Annotated in this window: 14 protein-coding genes and 3 pseudogenes; 10 read left to right on the forward strand and 7 right to left on the reverse strand. The window is 61.5% G+C overall.

What is annotated here, in order from left to right; genetic code table 11:
• Positions 1-27: 27 nt before the first annotated feature.
• From A9X04_RS14925 to A9X04_RS14935, 4 genes are all read right to left on the reverse strand, one after another.
• The gene (locus tag A9X04_RS14925) at positions 28-1,236 is read right to left on the reverse strand and encodes a cytochrome P450 (protein WP_067921700.1); all 1,209 of its coding nucleotides are present in this window, start codon (positions 1,234-1,236) and stop codon (positions 28-30) included.
• A 55-nt stretch (positions 1,237-1,291) separates the two neighbouring features.
• Positions 1,292-2,200 (reverse strand): VOC family protein, encoded by a 909-nt coding sequence (locus A9X04_RS30440; protein WP_156764360.1) that lies wholly within the window; start codon positions 2,198-2,200, stop codon positions 1,292-1,294.
• 43 nt (positions 2,201-2,243) lie between these two features.
• Positions 2,244-3,494 (reverse strand): amidohydrolase family protein, encoded by a 1,251-nt coding sequence (locus A9X04_RS14930; RefSeq protein ID WP_067921631.1) that lies wholly within the window; start codon positions 3,492-3,494, stop codon positions 2,244-2,246.
• A gap of 160 nt (positions 3,495-3,654) precedes the next feature.
• Positions 3,655-4,653 carry an acryloyl-CoA reductase gene (locus tag A9X04_RS14935; protein WP_067921707.1) on the reverse strand — a complete coding sequence of 333 codons (999 nt, stop codon included), beginning with the start codon at positions 4,651-4,653 and terminating at the stop codon, positions 3,655-3,657.
• Positions 4,654-5,018: 365 nt separating this feature from the next.
• Here A9X04_RS14935 and A9X04_RS14940 point away from each other — a divergent pair, with 365 nt between their 5' ends.
• The 4 genes from A9X04_RS14940 to A9X04_RS14955 all read left to right on the forward strand — a co-directional run bounded on the left by A9X04_RS14940 (position 5,019) and on the right by A9X04_RS14955 (position 10,085).
• The gene (locus tag A9X04_RS14940) at positions 5,019-5,672 is read left to right on the forward strand and encodes a GntR family transcriptional regulator (RefSeq protein WP_068051587.1); all 654 of its coding nucleotides are present in this window, start codon (positions 5,019-5,021) and stop codon (positions 5,670-5,672) included.
• Between the two features lie 43 nt (positions 5,673-5,715).
• Positions 5,716-6,537, forward strand: a complete 822-nt coding sequence (locus A9X04_RS14945; protein WP_082962319.1) for an SDR family NAD(P)-dependent oxidoreductase — start codon at positions 5,716-5,718, stop codon at positions 6,535-6,537.
• A gap of 89 nt (positions 6,538-6,626) precedes the next feature.
• Positions 6,627-9,017: an acyl-CoA dehydrogenase gene (locus tag A9X04_RS14950; protein ID WP_067921636.1), complete on the forward strand. Its 2,391-nt coding sequence runs from the start codon at positions 6,627-6,629 to the stop codon at positions 9,015-9,017.
• A 204-nt stretch (positions 9,018-9,221) separates the two neighbouring features.
• Positions 9,222-10,085 (forward strand): LLM class F420-dependent oxidoreductase, encoded by an 864-nt coding sequence (locus A9X04_RS14955; protein ID WP_067921638.1) that lies wholly within the window; start codon positions 9,222-9,224, stop codon positions 10,083-10,085.
• 52 nt (positions 10,086-10,137) lie between these two features.
• Here A9X04_RS14955 and A9X04_RS14960 read toward each other — a convergent pair whose 3' ends face one another.
• Positions 10,138-11,796, reverse strand: coding sequence for an AMP-binding protein (locus A9X04_RS14960; RefSeq protein WP_067921640.1), 1,659 nt, complete (start codon positions 11,794-11,796; stop codon positions 10,138-10,140).
• Between the two features lie 688 nt (positions 11,797-12,484).
• On the opposite strand from A9X04_RS14960, the pseudogene A9X04_RS14965 reads away from it, so the two are divergent.
• Positions 12,485-13,241, forward strand: a pseudogene (locus A9X04_RS14965) (enoyl-CoA hydratase/isomerase family protein).
• A gap of 13 nt (positions 13,242-13,254) precedes the next feature.
• Here A9X04_RS14965 and A9X04_RS14970 read toward each other — a convergent pair.
• Entirely contained in the window at positions 13,255-13,890 is a 636-nt protein-coding gene (locus A9X04_RS14970; RefSeq protein WP_231984251.1) for a TetR/AcrR family transcriptional regulator C-terminal domain-containing protein, read from the reverse strand.
• A gap of 528 nt (positions 13,891-14,418) precedes the next feature.
• Between A9X04_RS14970 and A9X04_RS14975 the strand changes: the two genes are divergently transcribed.
• From A9X04_RS14975 to A9X04_RS14985, 5 genes and pseudogenes are all read left to right on the forward strand, one after another.
• Complete coding sequence (locus tag A9X04_RS14975; protein ID WP_067921642.1) at positions 14,419-15,891, forward strand: aldehyde dehydrogenase family protein; 1,473 nt, start codon at positions 14,419-14,421, stop codon at positions 15,889-15,891.
• Positions 15,888-16,148, forward strand: coding sequence for a hypothetical protein (locus tag A9X04_RS30445; RefSeq protein ID WP_156764361.1), 261 nt, complete (start codon positions 15,888-15,890; stop codon positions 16,146-16,148). Before A9X04_RS14975 ends, A9X04_RS30445 begins: the two co-directional genes overlap by 4 nt.
• A 152-nt stretch (positions 16,149-16,300) precedes the next feature.
• Positions 16,301-16,513 (forward strand): annotated as a pseudogene (locus tag A9X04_RS32330) (GMC family oxidoreductase N-terminal domain-containing protein); the annotation flags it as partial.
• Between the two features lie 59 nt (positions 16,514-16,572).
• Positions 16,573-17,280, forward strand: a complete 708-nt coding sequence (locus A9X04_RS31520; RefSeq protein ID WP_231985732.1) for a GMC oxidoreductase — start codon at positions 16,573-16,575, stop codon at positions 17,278-17,280.
• A gap of 499 nt (positions 17,281-17,779) precedes the next feature.
• Positions 17,780-18,566: pseudogene (locus tag A9X04_RS14985) on the forward strand (SDR family oxidoreductase).
• A gap of 594 nt (positions 18,567-19,160) precedes the next feature.
• Here A9X04_RS14985 and A9X04_RS31525 read toward each other — a convergent pair.
• Entirely contained in the window at positions 19,161-19,661 is a 501-nt protein-coding gene (locus A9X04_RS31525; RefSeq protein ID WP_231984254.1) for a cytochrome P450, read from the reverse strand.
• Positions 19,662-19,677 lie beyond the last annotated feature (16 nt).

Consider the following 19,677-nt stretch of genomic DNA (forward strand, 5'->3'; position numbering starts at 1 on the left):
AGTTTCAAACTCTGATGGCATCTCTGGTCAGACTCCCGCGGTTTTGGGGGTGAATTTGATCGGCAGGTGATTGGCCACACGCACCGAGACGTTGTCGAACCTGAGTTCCTTGGGGTCGGTGGTGAAATCGGGTGCGCGAGCGAGGAGTTCCTCGACTGCGATCCGGATCTCCAGTCGGGCCAAGTGCGATCCAAGGCACCTATGCGCACCGCTCGCGAACACAATGTGGTTCGTGCGGCCACGATCGAAGTCGACACGAAGAGGATCCTCGTGGAAGGTCGGATCGACGTTCGCCGCTGACCACAGCGTATGAATCGTCTCGCCGGCTTTCACGATGAGCCCGTCCCCGAGGTCGATGTCCTCACAGGGATACCGAAGCCCGGAGGGCACCGGAGACTCGTACCGCAAGATCTCCTCGGTCGCTGCGGGAATCAGCGAAGGATCAGCGACAAGTCGATCCCGCTCCTCGGGATGTTGTCCAAGCCAGGCGAATACGCACGACAGTGACGCTGTGACGGTATCCAGGCCCGCAAACATGAACAAGAAGAGGATCCGCAACAGAAGGTCATCTGTGACGGGTTCACCATCGACTTCCGTCCGGATCAAGTTGGAGATGACGTCGTTTCTACCTTCGAGATCCTGGCGACGCTCCGCGAGGAAAGTAACGAAGTACTGAAGCAGCTTGGTACCCGCCTCAAGCATGTTCACATTCATTTCCTCAAGGGTCTCCCCCTCCGGGTGGAGGACGCCGTCCTTGAACGAGATGAAAAAGTCAAGGTCCGACACCGGGGCGCCGACGAGGCGAAGGAACGTCAGTGACGGCAGTGGGACACAAAAGGCATCGTGCAGCTCGGCAAAGCCGTCTGCCGCGAACTGATCGAGGAGTTCGCCGGCCAGCGCGCGCACTGACTCGCCCAGCTCTGCCATTTTCTTGGGCGAGAACATGGGATCGAGTACACGACGCCACTTCCTGTGCTCTTCGCCGTCCACTTCCAGCGGAATCAACGGACTGCCGGTGGCGAACATGCGCTTCGGGGCAGCGCCCATTCCGAGGACGGCGGGATGGCGGTTGATCTTGACAATATCCTCGTGGCGATACAGCACGTGAACGCCATCCAGGTATTCGTGGCGGACGTCGCCGGCCTTCGCTGCGAAGTATTCTTGCGGCGAGGCCATGGACTTGACGTGGATCGTGATGGGCGACAACCGGGGATCATAGTCTTTGAATTGCGTCATCAGAACCTCGCTGACAGTCTCGAACCTACAGCCGGACAATTATGGTTTTTCAAGGTCACGGCCGCCTTTCGACGGCTGCTTCAGTAACACCTACGAACTCGACCATTACTCCCTGAGGGTCGCTGAAGAAGGATGCATCGATACCTTCCCTCGGGGTATCAGGCAGTGGCACCCACGCCGGGTCCGACGCCTCGATGTGGCTCGCGCGCGCTGCCTTCACCGCCGCCTCAATATCGTCAACTGCGAGCGCAATACGGAAAAGACCGCGAGCATTGGCGGTCCGTCCGGCATCGCGCTCAGATGACGATGTCGTCAGCTGAAGGGAGAAGTCAGCGCCGCCAGGCAGTCGCAACGCTTGAATCTCGACAGCCCGGCCGGGTCCTGCCGCGCTTTGCCACGTCGCGTTTCTGCGACCGCCTCTTGGCGTGAAGCCGATGGTCTCGTAGAACGCCACTGATCTTCCGATATCATGAGTGTTGATACGCGCGTAGGAGAACTCAGGAGCTTCCACTGTTGGATCGGCGACCAACTCAACGTGGACACCGTCCGGATCCACAACGGTCGCTGCCACCAGTTGCTCACCATCGTTCCCCAGCAAACGCCTTGTGCGGGGCGATGATTGGAACAATGGATGCGCGGTCGGAACCAGGAATCCAATCGCTGCGATGCCGAGCGCTTCGTGATCGACCGCACCATAATCGACGGTCGGCGGGGTAAGCCACTCAACGATCTCAAGGGCAAGCGCACGCCTGCCGCCTCTGTGGTCGAATGCAAAACGTGCGTTGACCTCGGTTGGGTGGTCGAAGCCCATTCCACGCGTGTTCTCGATGCGCGACAACGTCTTCATGCCAACTCGCAAGCCGAGCTGCGACGTATACCAGTTCACCGACGCATCGGGTAAAGCGGTGTTGAGGTTTACATGGAGAAAGCGGGTCGCCTGCACCGCAACTTGCGCGTTGATCACGAATCACTCCGTGGGATCACGCCGACATACAGCACAAGTCCGTTCACCAGGTTCCCTCGATCAACTTCAAGGCGTTCTCCCTGAGAACCAACTTGATCGTCTGCTCAGACTGATTCTTGAGCAGAGGCACGAAGTCAGCGGGCTCGGCGAGTCCTTCCGCATGCGGATAGTCGGATCCCAAAAGCACAGCCTCTGCACCGATTTCAGCGATCAACACGTCAAGGTCGTCTTCGGGGAACGGCGTGATCCGCACGTGTTCCTTGAAGATGTCACTCGGCCGACCGGCGACACGTCCGCCAAGCCACGGGCCATTGCGGCCCATCCCCTTCTTCTTGTCCATCGTGTGAAGGAGGTACGGAACCCATGCGGAGCCGTTCTCGATGCTCATCACGCGCAACCCCGGGAACCTGCCAAACAGGTTGTGGAAGATCAGTGCGGCGACGGTATCCATGATCGGTCGTTCGACCATGAAGTTGCACCACTGGAATGCGGATGCGCGGTAAGCACTGGGATTGGCCGCTTCACCCCACGCAGCGGAGAACAACTCATTGTAACCAGCCTCACCCACGTGGAAGATCACCGAAACCTTGGCTCCCTCCAAGCGCGCCCAGACAGGATCGAAGTCTGGGTGGGCCGGCGAACGTCCCGCAACGGGACCTGGCTTCATCGACACGAAGCGTGCGCCGTGAGCCAGCGCCTCGTCGACCTGACGCACGGCCTCGTCGACATCGAGCAGCGACACCATGGCCGGGCAGTAGATCCGGTCCTGATAGGCGAAACCCCACGTCTCCCGAATCCAGCGATTCAAGGCATCCAGGTTTGCGTAAGTGGCCGCGGGGTTGTCCTTCACAAAGTGTTCGACAGTGACGCCAAGGGTCGGCAACATGACCGATGCCTGCACCCCTTGGTTGTTCATAACAGCGATGCGAGCATCGCGGTTCTGCCAGGAGGGATGCATCGGAGTGAATGCTGAGCTTCCTTCGAAATCAGGGTGCCGCGGCCCGACATTTTCATCATTGTCCGGCGGAATTTCGCGGTACCGAGACCGCAACATCTCGGCGAGAGCCCCCGGCTTCACCTGAATGTCCTCGAATGGCTTCTCCAGGTAGGTGAATCGCCTCCCTGCGATGAAGTACTGCTCCTCGCCGTCAACATCCTCAGAGTGGAAGATTAAGTCCTTCGCACCTGGATCGGCATACGTACTGAAGCAATCTCGTGGCTCGTAAAAGTGATTGTCGGCGTCAACCATTGCGAACCCAAGGCTCGCCGGGTCGGCGAGGATGCTGTCATTCATGTGACGTTTTCCCTCTCGTCAAGACAAACTTGGGCCGCCGCCAAGCACCACACTGAGGGCTGGCTGATTTCTAGTATGTCACATCAGCTTTACTACGTACAGTAGATTTGGTGAGCTCGTGGTTGCAATGTTCGGAGCCCGCCGCACGATTGCGATCGGCCTAGGCCTGACACCGCACGACGACGCGTCCGCTCACATCCCCCGCAAGGATGGCGTCCAGAGCGCCATCGAGCTCTTCTAGCGCTATTTCAGGCGCGCTGATCGCGTCCAAGCGGGCGGGGCGTAGGTCCGTTGCGAGTCTGGCCCAGATATTGCGGCGCCGTTCGATGTCGAGTTGAACGGAGTCCATGCCCGCCAGCGTCACACCGCGCATGATGAAGGGAAACACCGTGGTGGGCAGGTTGAAGCCACCAGTCAGACCGCTCGCCAGAACGACACCACCCAGGTCCATCTCCGATAGCACATTGGCTAGGGTGGTGCCGCCGACACAATCCACAGCGCCCGCCCAACGTGGGCGACGCAGTGGTTTGTCGGCGTCGCGACCGAAGCGGTCTCGACCCAGCACTTCCACCGCTCCCAACTGACGTAGGAGAGCCTCGGAGCTGGCCTTTCCCGTCGTAGCGGTTACAGCGTATCCACGGTCCGCAAGGATGGCGACGGCGCAGCTTCCGACACCACCGCTCGCACCGGTGACGACCACGGGGCCAGAATCAGGCGTGATGCCATGTTCTTCCAGCGCCACAACCGATATCGCCGCGGTAAAGCCGGCCGTCCCGATCACCATCGCATCTCGCGGGCTTAGACCTTCCGGCAATGCGACGAGCCAATCAGCTGGAACCCTGGCTTGGCCTGCGTATCCCCCGTGACGAGCGGTGCCGATACCGTACCCGTGGGCCAAGACGAGGTCCCCCGCACGAAACCGATCGTCCGATGACTCGACCACTGCCCCGGCGAGGTCGATCCCGGGAATGAGCGGAGAGATAGCCGCCACCTGCCCATTCGGGATGGTCGCTAGGCCATCCTTGTAGTTGACGCTCGAATATTGGACATCGATCAGGACGCCATCAGCCGGCAAGTCGTCCGCCGTCAGGCGCTCCAGCCTGCGCAGAACCCGGCCGCCCTCACGTGTAGCTGTGAGAGCGGAGAACGATTTAGTCATGGTCAGAGTCACTCCTCGCCGAGATGGGGGTTCGCCGAAGCGCCCGTCCACTGGTTCCTGGGGCCGCAAACCTAGACGCGCTCCTGGCCCCGAAATCTCCGGGGCGAAGGAACACTAACATGCTAGTAACTGACTAGTATTACAGAATCCAATGCTTCAGTTCTCCACGAGCGAGTCGAACCGAGTTCCTGCCAGTTAGGAAGATTGATGCCGACCAAGAGCCTTGAGCGACAGCAGGACAACGGTTCCTGATGACCAAGTCCAGTGAGGAATCAAGGTCCAAGGGGCGGCGCCCCGCTCGCCTAATCGAGACGCTACCGCCTTCTGTTGTACGGAGACCCGGACGGCAGGTCCGGGCTGCCGTGGTGGCCTCCGACTACATCCGCACACTGATCTTCGACGGCATACTGCGCGCCGGTGACCAGCTCCCCATTGATCAAATCGCAGAGATCCTAGAGGTGAGTCGCCAACCGGTCCGCGACGCAGTCCTCGAGCTCGAACACGACGGATTAGTGGTAGCACAGGCTAAGAGCGGAACCTATGTGCAACCAGTGGATGCCGACCTCTTGCGCGAAGATGCCGAGCTCCACGGCCGCCTCCACGGCTATGCGCTCCGCCTCATAGTCGCGGCCAATTACAAGCCCGCGCTAGATCGCCTTCGAGCCGTTGACGAAGCTATGGCAAATGCCAACAGCCGCGACGACCTGGTGACGGCAGCGAACGATTACATGTACGTCCTCGACCAGGCTGGCCCCTATCGTCGACTTCGAGCTGTGCTGCACAGCATGAGCCGGTTCATTCCGCCGATGTATTTCGTCGAATCGGTCGAGGGCGCAGTGGAGTTGATCGAGGAGACGAGGACCAGGGTGTTGCAGGTGGCTTTCGGCCGCGGCCCGTATGCGGCGGACCGCGCAGGCGACGCGCAGACCGCGATGTGGCGACAGTGCGGCGAGCTGTTGATTGCGCATCTCGACGCCAAGGGAGTGCTGGCCGCCGATCCTGAGAAACTAATATGTTAGATTCCTGAAGTCTCTGCTTCTTCGTCTCGTCGGAGGCCTACATATGTCCCCCACTTTGCCAAGCGATCGTCAGCACTTCGATGTCGGAGAACGCAATTCGGAACAAACCGCATCGCCACTGCGCGGCAAGGTCGTAGCAATCACCGGGGGCAATGCGGGTATTGGATTGGCGCTGGCACGGGGTGTGGCGCAGGCCGGCGCGGACGTAGCGATCCTCGCGCGACGACCAGAGGCCAACGAACGCGCGTGTGCGGAACTCGAGAGTTTTGGCGTCTCTGCTGCGTCATGGCAATGCGATGTCGCACTCGAAGATGATGTCGTCAACGCCTTCCAAGCAGTTGCTGAACGATTTGGCCAACTCGACAGTGTGTTCGCCAACGCCGGCATCTTCGCCCGAGCTCGTTTGATCGACACAAGCCTCGCTGAGTGGCGCCGTGTGCAATCCATCAACCTCGACGGGGTATTCCTCACGCTCCGCGAAGGGGCTCGCCATATGGTCGCATTCGGGAACGGTGGCGCTCTGGTCGCCGTCGGTTCGACGTCCATGACATTCGGGGCTCCCCGTTCGCCGAGTTACGCGGCGGCGAAGGCTGGCCTCGTGGGCTTGGTCCGCTCGGCGGCGATCGATCTCGCGGCTGACCGAATCCGAGTCAATGCCTTGGTTCCCGGATGGTCTGATACCGACATGCTCGATATGGGCAAGCAAAACGAGCGGTTCGTCAACGCCACGATTGCGCGCACGCCCGCTGGACGCTGGGGAACCGCCGGCGACTTCGCGGCGCCCGCAGTCTTTCTCGCCGATCCGACGTTGATCTTCCACACCGGCGATGCTGTCGTGGTCGACGGCGGCTACTCGGTGTTCTGATCTCACGTCTCCAGCGTCTGATCGTTGATGTATCCAACCAAACTGCAGCACGAAAAGCCCCGTCAGCTACACCGAACGGCAGGCAATCGATGAACTACATGCCCGATGAAAGTGCAGAATCGCTTCGCGAGATCATTCATGCTTTCCTCGCCAAATTCTCTACCGAACAAGACGTTCGAAATCTGATGGGCACCAGCCCGGGATACGACGCGCCGGTCTGGCATCGCCTCTCGACAGAATTAGGTCTCACAGGACTCGCGATACCTGAGGAACACGGTGGAAGCGGTGCGGGTCCCGTGGAGGTGGGAATTGCATTTGAAGAGATGGGGCGGAAGCTCTTCTGTGCACCCTTCTTATCTACCGTTGGGCTGGTGGCCACGGCGATCGTCGAGTCCGGCAATTCCGAAGCCTGCAGGGATTTCCTACCTGCGATCGTGAGTGGCGATCGCACCGCCACTTTGGTTTGGGAGGGGCCGTCGCCCACCAAGTCTCAGTTGAGAATTCAGCACAAGGATGCCGGATGGACAGTGAGCGGTCGTGTCCCTGTCGCCGTCGAGGCAACCGCCGCGGATTTCGTACTGGTTGCGGGAGCTTCCGCTGATGGTCCTGTTGTTGGCGTCGTCGAGTCGACAGCGCCTGGCCTCGCTATCGAGTCACTGACGCCGCTCGATCAGACACGACCATTGGCTAGCGTGCAATTCAACGCGACGCCGGTGCGCCTCGTCTGCTCTGGTGACGACGCAATTCGATCGATGACCCGGACATACGACTTGGCGCTGCTCTACGTTGCGGCGGAGCAACTAGGTGCCTCCGCGCGGCAGCTGGAGTTGGCAGTCGAATATGCCAAAACCAGAACACAATTCGGCCGTGCAATTGGCTCATTCCAGGCGATCAAACACCGGTGCGCGGACATGCTGGTAGCCGTTGAGAGTGCGCGATCCGTTGTGTACCACGGACTGTGGATGGCCGCAAACTACGGCCCTGCGGACAGTAATCTGGTGTCGCAGTCAGCGAGTCTCGCGAAAGCTGTAGCCTCAGAGTGCTGCCGCATGGTTGCACTACAGACGCTCCAGATTCATGGCGGCATCGGGTTCACATGGGAGCACTCGGCCCACCTTTACGTAAAGCGGGCCAAGTCGACCCAGCTGCTGTTCGGCTCACCCTCGTATCACCGTGCGCGGCTCGCAGGGCTGCTCGGTATTGGACATCCTGACCAGACGGAGCGGTCCATCGGAGCCGGCGATGGACAGACCCCGGTCATGGAGGATCAAACACAGGACCACACGGACACCGAAGCGCTCGCCCAGGCCGTCGCCGACTTCCTCGGCAAGTATCCCGTCCCCCACCCGGATGACCGCATGGGCGATCGGAAGATGCGTGAGGCCCGATTCGACGCCGGTTTGGCCCTCGTCAGCCTGCCGGAGGGACTAGGAGGTCGTAGCCTCGACCCGACCATGCAGCAGGTCGTCGATAACGCGTTTGCAGCGGCCGGCGCCGACGACCACGAGGGCCGCAATACCATCGGATTGGGAATGGCCCTCCCCACGATTGCAGAGCACGGAACAGCGGAACAGAAAGCCCGCTACCTGCGTCCCTGCTTCTCCGGAGAAGAGATTTGGTGTCAGCTCTTTTCCGAGCCCGGTGCCGGATCTGACCTGGCTTCCCTCTCCACAAGGGCAGTGCTCAACGGTGACGCGTACGTCGTCAACGGCCAGAAGGTCTGGACATCGTTGGGTCACGTCGCCTCCTGGGCGATCTTGTTGGCGCGCACTGACGTTGCAGCACCGAAGCACAGGGGTCTGACCTATTTTCTGGTCGACATGCGGTCGCCGGGCGTCGAGGTCCGACCGCTACGGCAGATCACCGGAGAAGCCGAGTTCAACGAGGTCTACCTCACCGACGTACGCATTCCAGTCGCGAACGTTCTTGGTCGGGTCAACGACGGGTGGCGGGTTGCCATGACAACTCTCGCCAATGAGCGAGTGGCGCTCGGCGCGCGAATCGTCGAACGAGGCACCGGCCCGATCAGGCAGCTTCTGGACATCTACGACTCAGCTCTGGCCAGAGAGGATGTCGGCGAGGAAGCGCTGGATAGGGTGATGCTCCTGTGGTCCCGCGCCGAAGCGGCGCGACTCACCAACATTCGCGCCAGTCGACCGCGCGACCAGGGTCCGGGGCCTGAGGGTTCTATCGCCAAGTTGCAAATGGCTGAGCTCAATCAGGCAATTTACGAGTGCTGTGTCGACCTCTGCGGATCTGACGGGCTGCAGATCGATGGATACGACTATGTGGCCCCGGAGTACGCGACGCCACAGGGTCGGGGTGATGTTCGCAAGGTGTGGTTGCGGTCTTTGGCCAACTCAATCGAGGGTGGAACCTCGGAGATCATGCGCAACATCCTCGGCGAGCGAATTCTCGGGCTGCCGCCTGAACCACGGCTGGACAAGAACACCGCGTGGATCGATTCCAATCGCAGCTGAGATTCGATTCGGTCACCCGACGCGGCCACCAATGCGACCCCCGGCACACTCATTCCGACGGAGATCGAACTGCGTCATACATCCGTCACGGCAGCTGCCCGCAGTTCGGGCTCGGCGAATATCAACTGAAGTCTGAGGCACTCCGGGCGACACGCTACTTGGACCCTCATCGAAGCAGAACTTCGCGATCGGAAAGGATGCCGGATGGACCTATCGGGCGTCGGCATATGGAGTACCCATCTGCGGTACGGCAATCCCGGCAAAGCTGCCGAAGCTGCCGCGGAGTTGGAGGATCTAGGCTTCACCGCCCTGTGGATTCCCGATATCGGTGGCGGTCCGATCCTCGACACAGCCGAACAGTTGTTGGCCTCAACCACGAAGGTCACAATCGCCACGGGAATCCTGAATCTGTGGCTGAATGACGCCGCCGATACGGCTGCTCGGTATGCGTCGGCAACCGAGGCTTATGGTGAAAGGCTCCTGCTCGGAATCGGCTGCAGCCACGCGCCCATCGTTGATGCCAAAGCGGCTGTCCGCTACAGCAAGCCGCTGAGTGCAACCAAGGCATTCCTCGACGCCATCGACGACGCACCACGACCCGTGCCCATAGAGAACCGGTTGCTCGCGGCGCTCGGCCCCAAGATGCTCGAACTGGCGGCCACCCGTGCCCGCGGCGCCCATCCCTACCTCGCCACCCCCGAGCACAGCGGCCAGGCCCGACAGACGCTCGGAGAAGGGCCTTTGCTGGCCCCCGAGCAGACGGTCATCTTTGCCAACGACCGAGCGCAGGCGCGGGCCATCGGCGCGGAGTGGCTGCGTACGTATGTCGTGCTCCCCAATTACGCCAACAACCTGGTGCGCTCCGGCTTCAGCGAGAACGACTTGTCGGAGATCAGCGACCGGTTGTTCGACGCTACCATCGCGTGGGGCGACGAAGATGCGATTGTGCAGCGGGTGAAAGACCATCGCTCAGCCGGAGCAGACCACGTCTGCATCCAGGTTCTGACCGCCGACCAACGCGAGTTCCCCCGCGAGCAATGGCGCCGCTTGGCCGCGGCGTTCGCGTAGGGTTCGCCATCCTACGGCCGCTCGCCCGCCGTGTCCGAGGATTGACACGAAGCTAAACGCTGAGCCCACCTCGGCCGGTGACCCATATGGGTTGATCTCGCTTCAGGTCGGCACGAAGGTCGGGCTTGCGAATCTTCCCGGCCGGTGTGCGCGGAAAGTCACCTCGGATTTCGCGAATGTCCTCTGGCCACTTGTATTTCGCGACTCCCAATTGAGCGAGATGAGCACGCAGTTGCTCAACGGTCGGCACGGCTAGACCCGGGGCGGTCCGAATGACAGCCACCGCTCGTTCTCCGGTTCGAGGGTGCGGCTCCGCAACGATCGCGACCTCAGCCACGTTCGGCATGGAGATCATCACTGATTCGATTTCCGCGGCGCTGATGTTCATTCCAGCACGAATGACAATGTCCTTCTTGCGGTCGAGGATCTGCAGATATCCGTCGTCGTCGAGAACGCCTATGTCGCCGGTACGAAACCAGCCATCCAGGAAGGCGTCAGCGTTGAGCGCGGGGTTTGTGTACCCACTGAAGAGTTCGGGCCCACGGCTCAACACCTCGCCCGGCCGTCCATGCGGCTGACCTGTGCCTGCATCGGTCACGATACGAACCTCAACGCCCGCGCAAAGGCGTCCGTCGGTGCGAATGCGCCGCGCAAGCGGATCCCTCGGCGTGCACATGGAGATCGTGATGTGCTCGGTGCATCCGTAAGCGCGGACTGCCACAATTCCGAGCTCTGATGCCCTCAATATGAGTTCAGGTGGCACCGAGGCGCCGCCAAGGAAACTCAGGTCGATCAATGACCGATGGCTGTCCGTACAAGACGGGTGGTCGAGAAGCGACGACAGGAACAACGGTACTCCGCTACCAGCCGAGACACGTTCCTCTTCCATGATTTTCAGGACATCACTGGCATCCCAGTAGTCGAGCAGGTGGATGTCATGCCCCGCGAATGCCGGCGCCAAAACCGACAAGAGCATCCCGGTGACGTGCGCAATCGGGGACGTACTGGCAAGCGGTCGCTTGCGGAACGCGGTAAACGGCCCGATATGCGAACTGACTTCGGCGCACAGCGCCCGATGGCTCAGAATGACGCCCTTCGGCTTATCGGTTGACCCCGACGTCCAGCCGATTACCGCAGGTGCCGCGGCATCGACCGCGGCGATCCCTACCTCGGCTGGTCCCGATGTCAGCGCTGTGAACGGCACGACGCCTGCGGGGCATGACGAGTCACCCACTGCTACAACGCTCTCCAGCGCAGGACTCCGGCCGCAAAGCTCGTCAAGTGTCTCGAAGTCGAACGGTGCATCACGCCAGTTCGTGACAAAGAGCGCCTTCGCCCGAGATTCGCGTACCACCAGTGAAAGGTCGCGGCACCCGGCGGAGGCGGCGATCGGTACGAGGACTGCTCCCAACATCGCCAACCCGTAGAACGCTGCGGCGGCCTCGACACTATTGGGTAGCTGGAAGGCAACTGCGTCACCGGGTCGGATGCCTCGGCGCTTGAGCCCGCCGGAGATGAGTCGTCCTAGGCTGGCGACATCGTTGAGCTTGCCCGACCATGGGCGCGTGCGCGAGTGCAATCGAAATGTGCTCGCGGCGGCTCGCTCTAGGCTCTCCGCAACGAGAGTGGGCAGGGTCTTGCCGTCCCACCAGCCTTCGGACCGATAACGTGCAGCCAGGTCCGGATCTACATCAATAGTGGGCCAATCCATAACGTTCCCTAGAGGCTTGCAGTCGTCCGAGCGCAGACGTACACGGAGCCAGGCAAGGTGGCAGCGCATCTGTCACAGGCGTTCGCATCGAAGTCGTAGAGATTCCCTAAGATCTTCCCCGGCCTCACACCTACGCAATTAACCCGCGGCCGTCGGCGCGCCGACCAGATTACTTGAGGCCCTTCGGAGTACGCCGTCGTCATTCCCCGCTCCTGGTCGTGTCCGATGATGCGAACACGGTCGATCTCCCGCGACCCTTTGCGCAAAGGCACTCTGCTCTGCCTTACAGTGTAAGGCGCATCGCTTATTGGAGCTCGGTGCACTTCAGACGGAAGACGACAAATGACCGGAACCTCAGGCTGACATGCGCGAAGAGGCCGAGGAGCCCCGATGGACTTGAACTTGCGGGGCCACCGCGCACTCGTCACCGGAAGCAACTCGGGTGTCGCCGGGCGGACGCCAATGCAATCTCAGGACAGTTACCGTGGTGCACGCTGACACAGTCGTTGACGTTCCAGAAGGTGCGCCAGCTCGCCGAATTCGGGTATGCGTCGCGCCCGGCATGGCGCTCGACTTTACGCCGTACGATGGCATCGCAGTTATCGGGCTTCACAGTCGGCGATGAAGGGGTGGCACCGTGGCGGATTCAGTCGAAGTTTGCGAATCCACCGTTCACGATATCGCGCCGCTGCTGGTGTCAGACGACAATCGTGTCCGCACATTGACTTTGAATCGGCCCCAAGCGCTCAACGCATTCACCGAAGCGCTCTACGACACTATGACGGTGGCGCTACGAGCCGCCGCGGACGACGATGCCGTGGCAGTGGTACTGGTAACAGGCGCCGGTCGGGCGTTCAGCGCGGGAAATGACCTGGGTGAAATGCAGGCACGGTTCACCGACCCCGCCTTTCGCAGCGGCGTTCAAGGTTTCGAAGGCATGATCGATGCCCTGACCGAGTTCCCCAAGCCGCTGATCTGCGTGGTCAACGGCATAGGTGTCGGTGTCGGAACGACGATTCTGGGCTACGCCGACTTGGTCTTCATGTCGTCGACCGCGCGGCTGCAATGCCCCTTCACCAAGTTAGGCGTTGCGCCAGAGGCCGCGTCGTCGTATCTGATGCCTCGCCTGGTAGGCCGGCAGAACGCGGCTTGGCTACTGATGTCCTCCGAGTGGATCGGCGCCGACCAAGCGCGCCAGATGGGTTTGGTCTGGAAGGTATGCGCGCCAGACGACCTAAGCTAGGTGGCGAATCGGCACGCAACTATCCTTGCTAGCAAACCGATTCCGAGCCTGGTTGCCGCCAAAGCGGACCATCGCCGCACCCGACCGGCCGCATATCAAACAAGCCAGTGTCTACGAGAATGCCGAGTTCCGGGAACTGCTCGGTGGCCCAGCCAATGCTGCAGCACTTGCCGCGTTTGCGCAGCGACCGCACTGTGACTAGGCAAGGTGCCGCGTCAGCCTCGACGGCTCGCGTTGACGGCATTTGTGGTACGTCGCGAAGCCGGCTTGGCTGCGAGCTTGGCGCGGAGGCCTTCAATAATGACGTCGACACCCCAGTCGAAGAAGTCACTCCCCCGCAGGCTCGGCAAATAAGGAAGCAGTGAAGCCAGCGTGTCGTCAAGATCAGGGACTTGCTCCCCAAAATTCGCAACGTCAAACTGCCCCAACACCTGATATCTGCCGAATAGGTAGGTGTGGATCATTGCGTAAGACTGAAAGTTCTCGGCCCCCTTGAAACCGGCGCTGACCAGAATCTCCAAGATGCCATTCAGCACCCGTTGGTCGGTAACGCTCATTCTGTCGAGCAAGATCGACGCGATTCCTGGATAGCGGTGAACGTGGTAATCAATGCTCTTGATCACGGCGCGAAGGCGCTCATCCCACGGCCCGGAGTCCGCCGGAGGCAACTGGACTCTCGACAGCAGCTTGCGGGCGACCAGGTCGAGCAACTCGTTCTTGTCCGCAACGTACCAATACGGCGCCATCGCGGAACGGCCCAGTTCGCGCGACAGCCTACGCATTGACAGCGCTTCTAGCCCCTCGGCCTGAACGACCGAAAGCGCGGCATCGACGATCTGCTCTTCCGTCAACGTCGGCGGCTTCCCCAATCGAGAGGAGCCAGCTACCGACTTTGAGGATCTCTTGGCTGCGGGAATGCGAACTCCACCTCCTCTAACTGACGTCCGGTTGATGCTAACGGAGGGTGAAGCGCGATTCCGTCCGCCACACTGATCACCCGCGATACTGGACTGGCGCGAGGCAAATATTGCACTGCTCTGTCGCAGACGGTTGGCAAGGAGCCGATGTTTGACCGCGTTAACAGCACGGGGCCCAATCGGAAGATCGGGTGCGTCGGCTCGCCGTCCCCTATCGTGAAGCTGACGCGAATGTCTCCTTCCGAACGGCACGAATGGTTTGCGTTATCATCCCTCGCTCGGTTCCAGGCCGCCCTTACTTTGTGATGTGATCTGTACCGCGATCGGCGCGCGGCAACAGCAGGCTTTGCCTGTGCATAGGCAATATGGGCGACGCATTGTGCGGTGACGGTCATCACGTTACGGTGTAAGGTAAGAAACACTTCGACACCGAGCGGTGCATTGCGGAAGGAAGGGAACCAGATGACCGGGACCTCATACGAAGGCCGACTGTTCATTGATGGCGAGTTTCGAGAAGCCAAGTCCGGCAAGCGTTATGACGTCATCAACCCCGCTGACGAATCTATCGTTGGCTCAGCTGCTGATGCAGGCCCCGAGGACGTTTACGATGCGGTCACGGCCGCGCGCAGGGTTGCAGACGAAACAAGCTGGGGAACAGACCACAAGTTCCGCAGGCATTGCCTCGAGCAGTTCCAGGCAGCGTTGCGCAGCGATGTCGATGGTTTCCGGAAATTGGTCACCGCCGAGGCGGGCCTCGGAACTGCGCTCATCGGCAGCCACGTCGACGCGATGATCGACGGGATGGACTTCTGGAACGATCTCACAACGTCGTTCCCGTGGGAAGAAGACCTCGGAAGCTTTGAGTTCTTGGGCATGCCGAGCGACCGACGCGTCTGCTATGAGCCCCATGGGGTCGTTGGCGCGATCACGCCTTGGAATGCTCCGTTCATGACCGCGATCTGGAAGGTGACTCATGCCATGGCCACGGGCAACACCGTGGTACTCAAGAGCGCGCCGGACACCCCGCTCACCGCGGCGAAGATGGCACAGGTCATGGCTGAGGCTACCGATACCCCCGCGGGCGTCTTCAACGCGATCAGCTCAGAAGACAAGGCCATCGCCGGCGACGCGATGACCGGTGATCCTCGGGTCGACCTCTTTCATTTCACCGGATCTCCCGGCGTTGGCCAGCGCATTCAGGAGCGTGCGGCACTCGGCATCCGCAAAGTTGTCCTGGAGCTCGGCGGCAAGTCCGGAAACATCCTGCTCCCTGACGCGGACCTCGACATGGCATGCGGCCTGAGTGTGACCATGTGCATGGCCAACAGCGGCCAGGGGTGCGCACTGCCGACACGCATGATCGTGCACGCCGACATCTATGACGAGGTGTTGCAGCGCCTGGAGGCGACGATTGGCGTGCTTCCGTTCGGCGACCCCACCGAGCCGACCACCGTCGTCGGCCCGATCATCCGCGCCGAACAACTGGAACGTATTGAAGGGCTCGTGAACCGCGCCAGGGACGCCGGAGCGCGGGTGGTGTGCGGCGGCAAGCGAGCGGACTTTGGCGGCAAAGGCTTCTGGTACGAGCCGACTCTCCTCGCCGACGTCGACGAGAACGCCGAGATCGCTCAGAACGAGGTATTCGGACCGGTGCTGATCGTGATCCGCTACGACGGCAACGACGACGAGGCGGTACGCATCGCGAACAACACGCGTTACGGCTTGTCGGCATACGTGCAATCGCGTGACGAGGAGCGTGCCTGGCGCGTAGCTCATCGGCTACGGGCCGGAACGGTGAACATTAACAACTCCTTCTACCTGAGTCCCGATGCGCCGTTTAGTGGATGGGGCATCAGCGGCGTGGGCTCCGAGCATGGCGTCGCCGGGTTCCGCGAGTATCTGCGAATCAAAACCATTGCCAGTCCTACGAAGTGAGTGATTTCGACTACATCATCGTCGGTGCTGGGTCCGCAGGCCCGGTACTTGCCAACTCGTTTGCCGGAGAATCCCCGGTGAGCGGGTACCGCCGATCGAGGCTGACGACATGTCTACGCCGTCGCACCCACATGGCCTCCTACACGAAACCCGAGTCCGTGGAGTTTCTTGATGCTTTGCAGCGAGAAGCCGGTCAGACCGGCCACGAGGTCTTCGACGAGATGTTCGGCCGCGGCGGCGTCGACATCGGCACTTAAGGAGGGCCTGTGCGACAAGTCATTCATCCAGCATCCGGCGAATAATTCGACTAGAAGGACGGATTCGCCAAATCTCCGCTTCCGAGGCCGCCGGAGCCCCGCCCTCGCCGCGGCAAGACACCCAACCTGACCGAGGGGCTTTCCTTCGCCCGATCCGGCACCGGCCCAACCTTCAGATTCAGGTCAACACGGCCGTCGACCGGGTGCTTCTCGAAGGCGACAAGGCCGTTGGGGTGCAGGCACGGACATCATCGGGCACAGTCACGTTTCGGGCCAATCGCGAGGTAATTCTGTCCCTGGGAAGCATCGCGACACCGAAGCTGCTCCAGCTGTCCGGAATAGGCCCGCGTTCGCACCTGCGCAGCCTGGGTATCGAAACTGTCGTCGACAGCCCCAACGTCGGACAGCGCATGCGTGAACACAGATGCGTGGCACTCCAATACCGACTCAAGCGCAACGTCGGCTACAACCGGCATCTCGCGACCCCGATGGCGCAGGCCGCCAGCGGTGTCCGCTACCTAGCCACCCACAAGGGTCCGATGGCCACCTCGGCCTACGACGTGCTCGGCTTTTTCAAGGCATCACCCGATCAACTGCGGCCGGACGCCCAACTGCTGATGGCGCCGTTCTCGGCCAAGCCGCTAACGCCGGGCGGGACGTCGGCGTCGAGCGTGAACCCGGAATCCAGGCCATCGGCTTCGTCCTGCGACCCGATAGCGAGGGCTTCGTCAACATCATCTCGTCCGACCCGAATGCCGAACTCGACATCGACCCCAATTTCTTTGCAACCGAACATGATCAGCGGGTCGCCGCGGAGTTGTTCCGGACCCTGCGGCGCATCTTCGAACAGTCGCCGATCGCCGACGAGGTCGTCAGCGAGACCAGACCAGGAACCCAGGTCGCCAGCGACGACGCGATCATCGACGCGGCCCTCGACCAAGGCTACTGCGGATACCACGCCATGGGCACCTGTGCGATGGGACCGAACGAATCCGATGTGGTGGACTCGCGCTTGCGGGTTCGTGGCGTACACAACCTGCGGGTGATGGACTGCTCGGTGATGCCGACGATGGTGTCGGGCAACCTCAACGCGCCGGCGATGGCGATGGCGATGGCGATGGCGTGCGGCTGACCTAATCCTTGCCGACCGTTAGAATCGACAATCAGTAAGATTATTGTACTATTAAATCGGTCACGTTACGGTGTAAACGTGCGTTTCCCACACGCTAAGACGGCGACGATCCCGGCAGAAATCGCATCAAGAAGCGAGAGACGGCAACGATGCCAACGACTGAACACGAAGGCCGACTCTTCATCGACGGCGAGTTCCGAGACGCCAAGTCCAGCAAGCGGTATGAGATACTTAACCCCGCCGACGACACGGTGGCCGCGCCCTAGCCGCAGACGCGGCTACGGTGGATGTCCACGACGCGGTCACCGCCGCGCGGCGGGCATTCGACGAGACGTCGCCGACTTCATGATCGACGGGATGGACTTCTGGAACGATCCGACGACGTCGTTCGAATGGGAGCGCGAGCTGGGACCCACCCGCGGGTGGGCCGAATCCGTCTTAGCGCTCGACTGGAACTATCTGCACCATAGAACAATTCGATAACCGGAGGAGATTGTCAATGGCCGACCAAGGCTTCGGCAGCAATGATGTCGGGATCGTCACTGGCGGCACTGGCGGGCTGGGCGAAGCAACCGTTCGCCGCCTGCACGCCGAAGGGCTCCGCGTGATCGTCGCCGACGTAGCCGACGACTGGGGCAAGTCGCTGGCCGACGAGCTTGGTCCGCGCGCGGTGTTCGTCCACACCGACGTCACCGATTCCGACAGCGTTGGTGGCGCGATCGAGCAGGCCAAGTCGTTGGGAACGTTGCGTTATTGTGTTGTCGCCCATGGCGGTTTCGGCGGCCGTCCCGAACGGACGGTCAACCGCAACGGCAGCCCAGCCAGCCTGGACAGCTTCAAGAGCATGATCGACATCTACCTGACAGGCACCTACAACGTGGTGCGCCTGGTCGCTGCAGCCATCGCCCGGGGCCGAGCCGGGTGCCGACGCCGAACGCGGAGCACTGGTGATGACCGCGTCGATCGCCGGCTACGAGGGTCAGATCGGTCAGGCTCCGTACTCCGCGGCCAAGGCGGCGATCATCGGCCTGACCCTTGCGATCGCGCGTGATCTCAGCTCGGTTGGTATCCGCATCAACAGTATCGCGCCAGGGACCATGCGCACCCCGATGATGGAATCGGTGGGCGACGAGGCGCTGGCCAAGTTCTCGGCGTCTGTTCCGTTCCCCAAGCGCCTCGGGGCGCCGGCGGAGTTCGCCGACGCGGCACTGTTCCTGTTGACCAACCATTACGTCAACGGAGAAGTTCTGCGACTCGACGGGGCCCAGCGGTTCCAACCCAAGTAGTGGCGAGGCCGAACAGACCTCATTTGCACACCGCCCGACTCCGTCGGCTGGCTTGGAGTAGCGCTCCGCTTACGAAATAGCGTCGGTGGCAACGGCTTCAATCGCGCGCCCAAGTACGGCTGTAGCATATGAGCGGTCCCGGGAAACCTGGCGATGAGCCTGCCGCTTCATAGCAGCGCGCTTCCGCAATGAATCACTATCGCGTCACTGCCGCCTTGTCGCGGACCGGACTCGTGACGAGTCGCTCTTCACATGCCGGCGCGTGTGGCGAGGCACCCGATGACCCACCCGCGCAGCGGCTCGGCGGCTCGGCCATCTGCTGACGCAGTTGCCGCGTTTGCGCAGCGACCGCGCTGTGACTAGGCGAGGTGCCGCGTCAGCCCTCGACGGCTCGCGGTGACGGCCTTCGTGATACGTCGCGAAGCCGGCTTGGCTGCGAGCTTGGCGCGGAGGCCTTCAATAATGACGTCGACACTCCAGTTGAAGAACTCCCCCGCAGGCTCGGCTATGGCAGGGCGAACACCACCACCTGCCGTTCGAGCATTGCCTGGGCGGCAAGTGTCGGTTGACGTCGACTAGGGCTCCCTGCCGAAGCTAGCTGGGCGTAAAGGTGACAGGCAGACGCTTAACGCAGCGAACCGACACGTTGTCGAAAGCCAATTCGTCAGAGGCCGATACTTCGAAATCCGTTATGCGGTTGAGTATTTCGTCGACCGTGATCCTCAGTTCCATTCGTGCGAGATGCGAGCCCAGGCAACGATGCGTCCCGCTGGCGAAGACCATGTGAGCGTTCCGGCCGCGTGCGAAGTTCACCGTCAGTGGATCGTCGTGGTAGGTGGGGTCGACGTTGGCCGCCGCCCACCACGCCTGGATGGCATCGCCGGCCTCGATCACCAGGCCGTCGCCTAGATCGATGTCCGCGGTCGCGAACCTCTGACCCGAAGGCACCGGTGACTCATAGCGCAGAAGCTCCTCCACGGCAGCGGGGATCAGCGAGCGGTCGTGGGCCAACCGGTCTCGCTCCCCCGGATGCTGTCCCAGCCACGCGAAGATGCAAGACATCGACGCCGTGACGGTGTCCAGGCCGGCGAACATCAGCAGGAAGACGATG

The organism is Mycobacterium sp. E3247 (assembly GCF_001667785.1).
Classification (GTDB): Bacteria; Actinomycetota; Actinomycetes; order Mycobacteriales; family Mycobacteriaceae; genus Mycobacterium.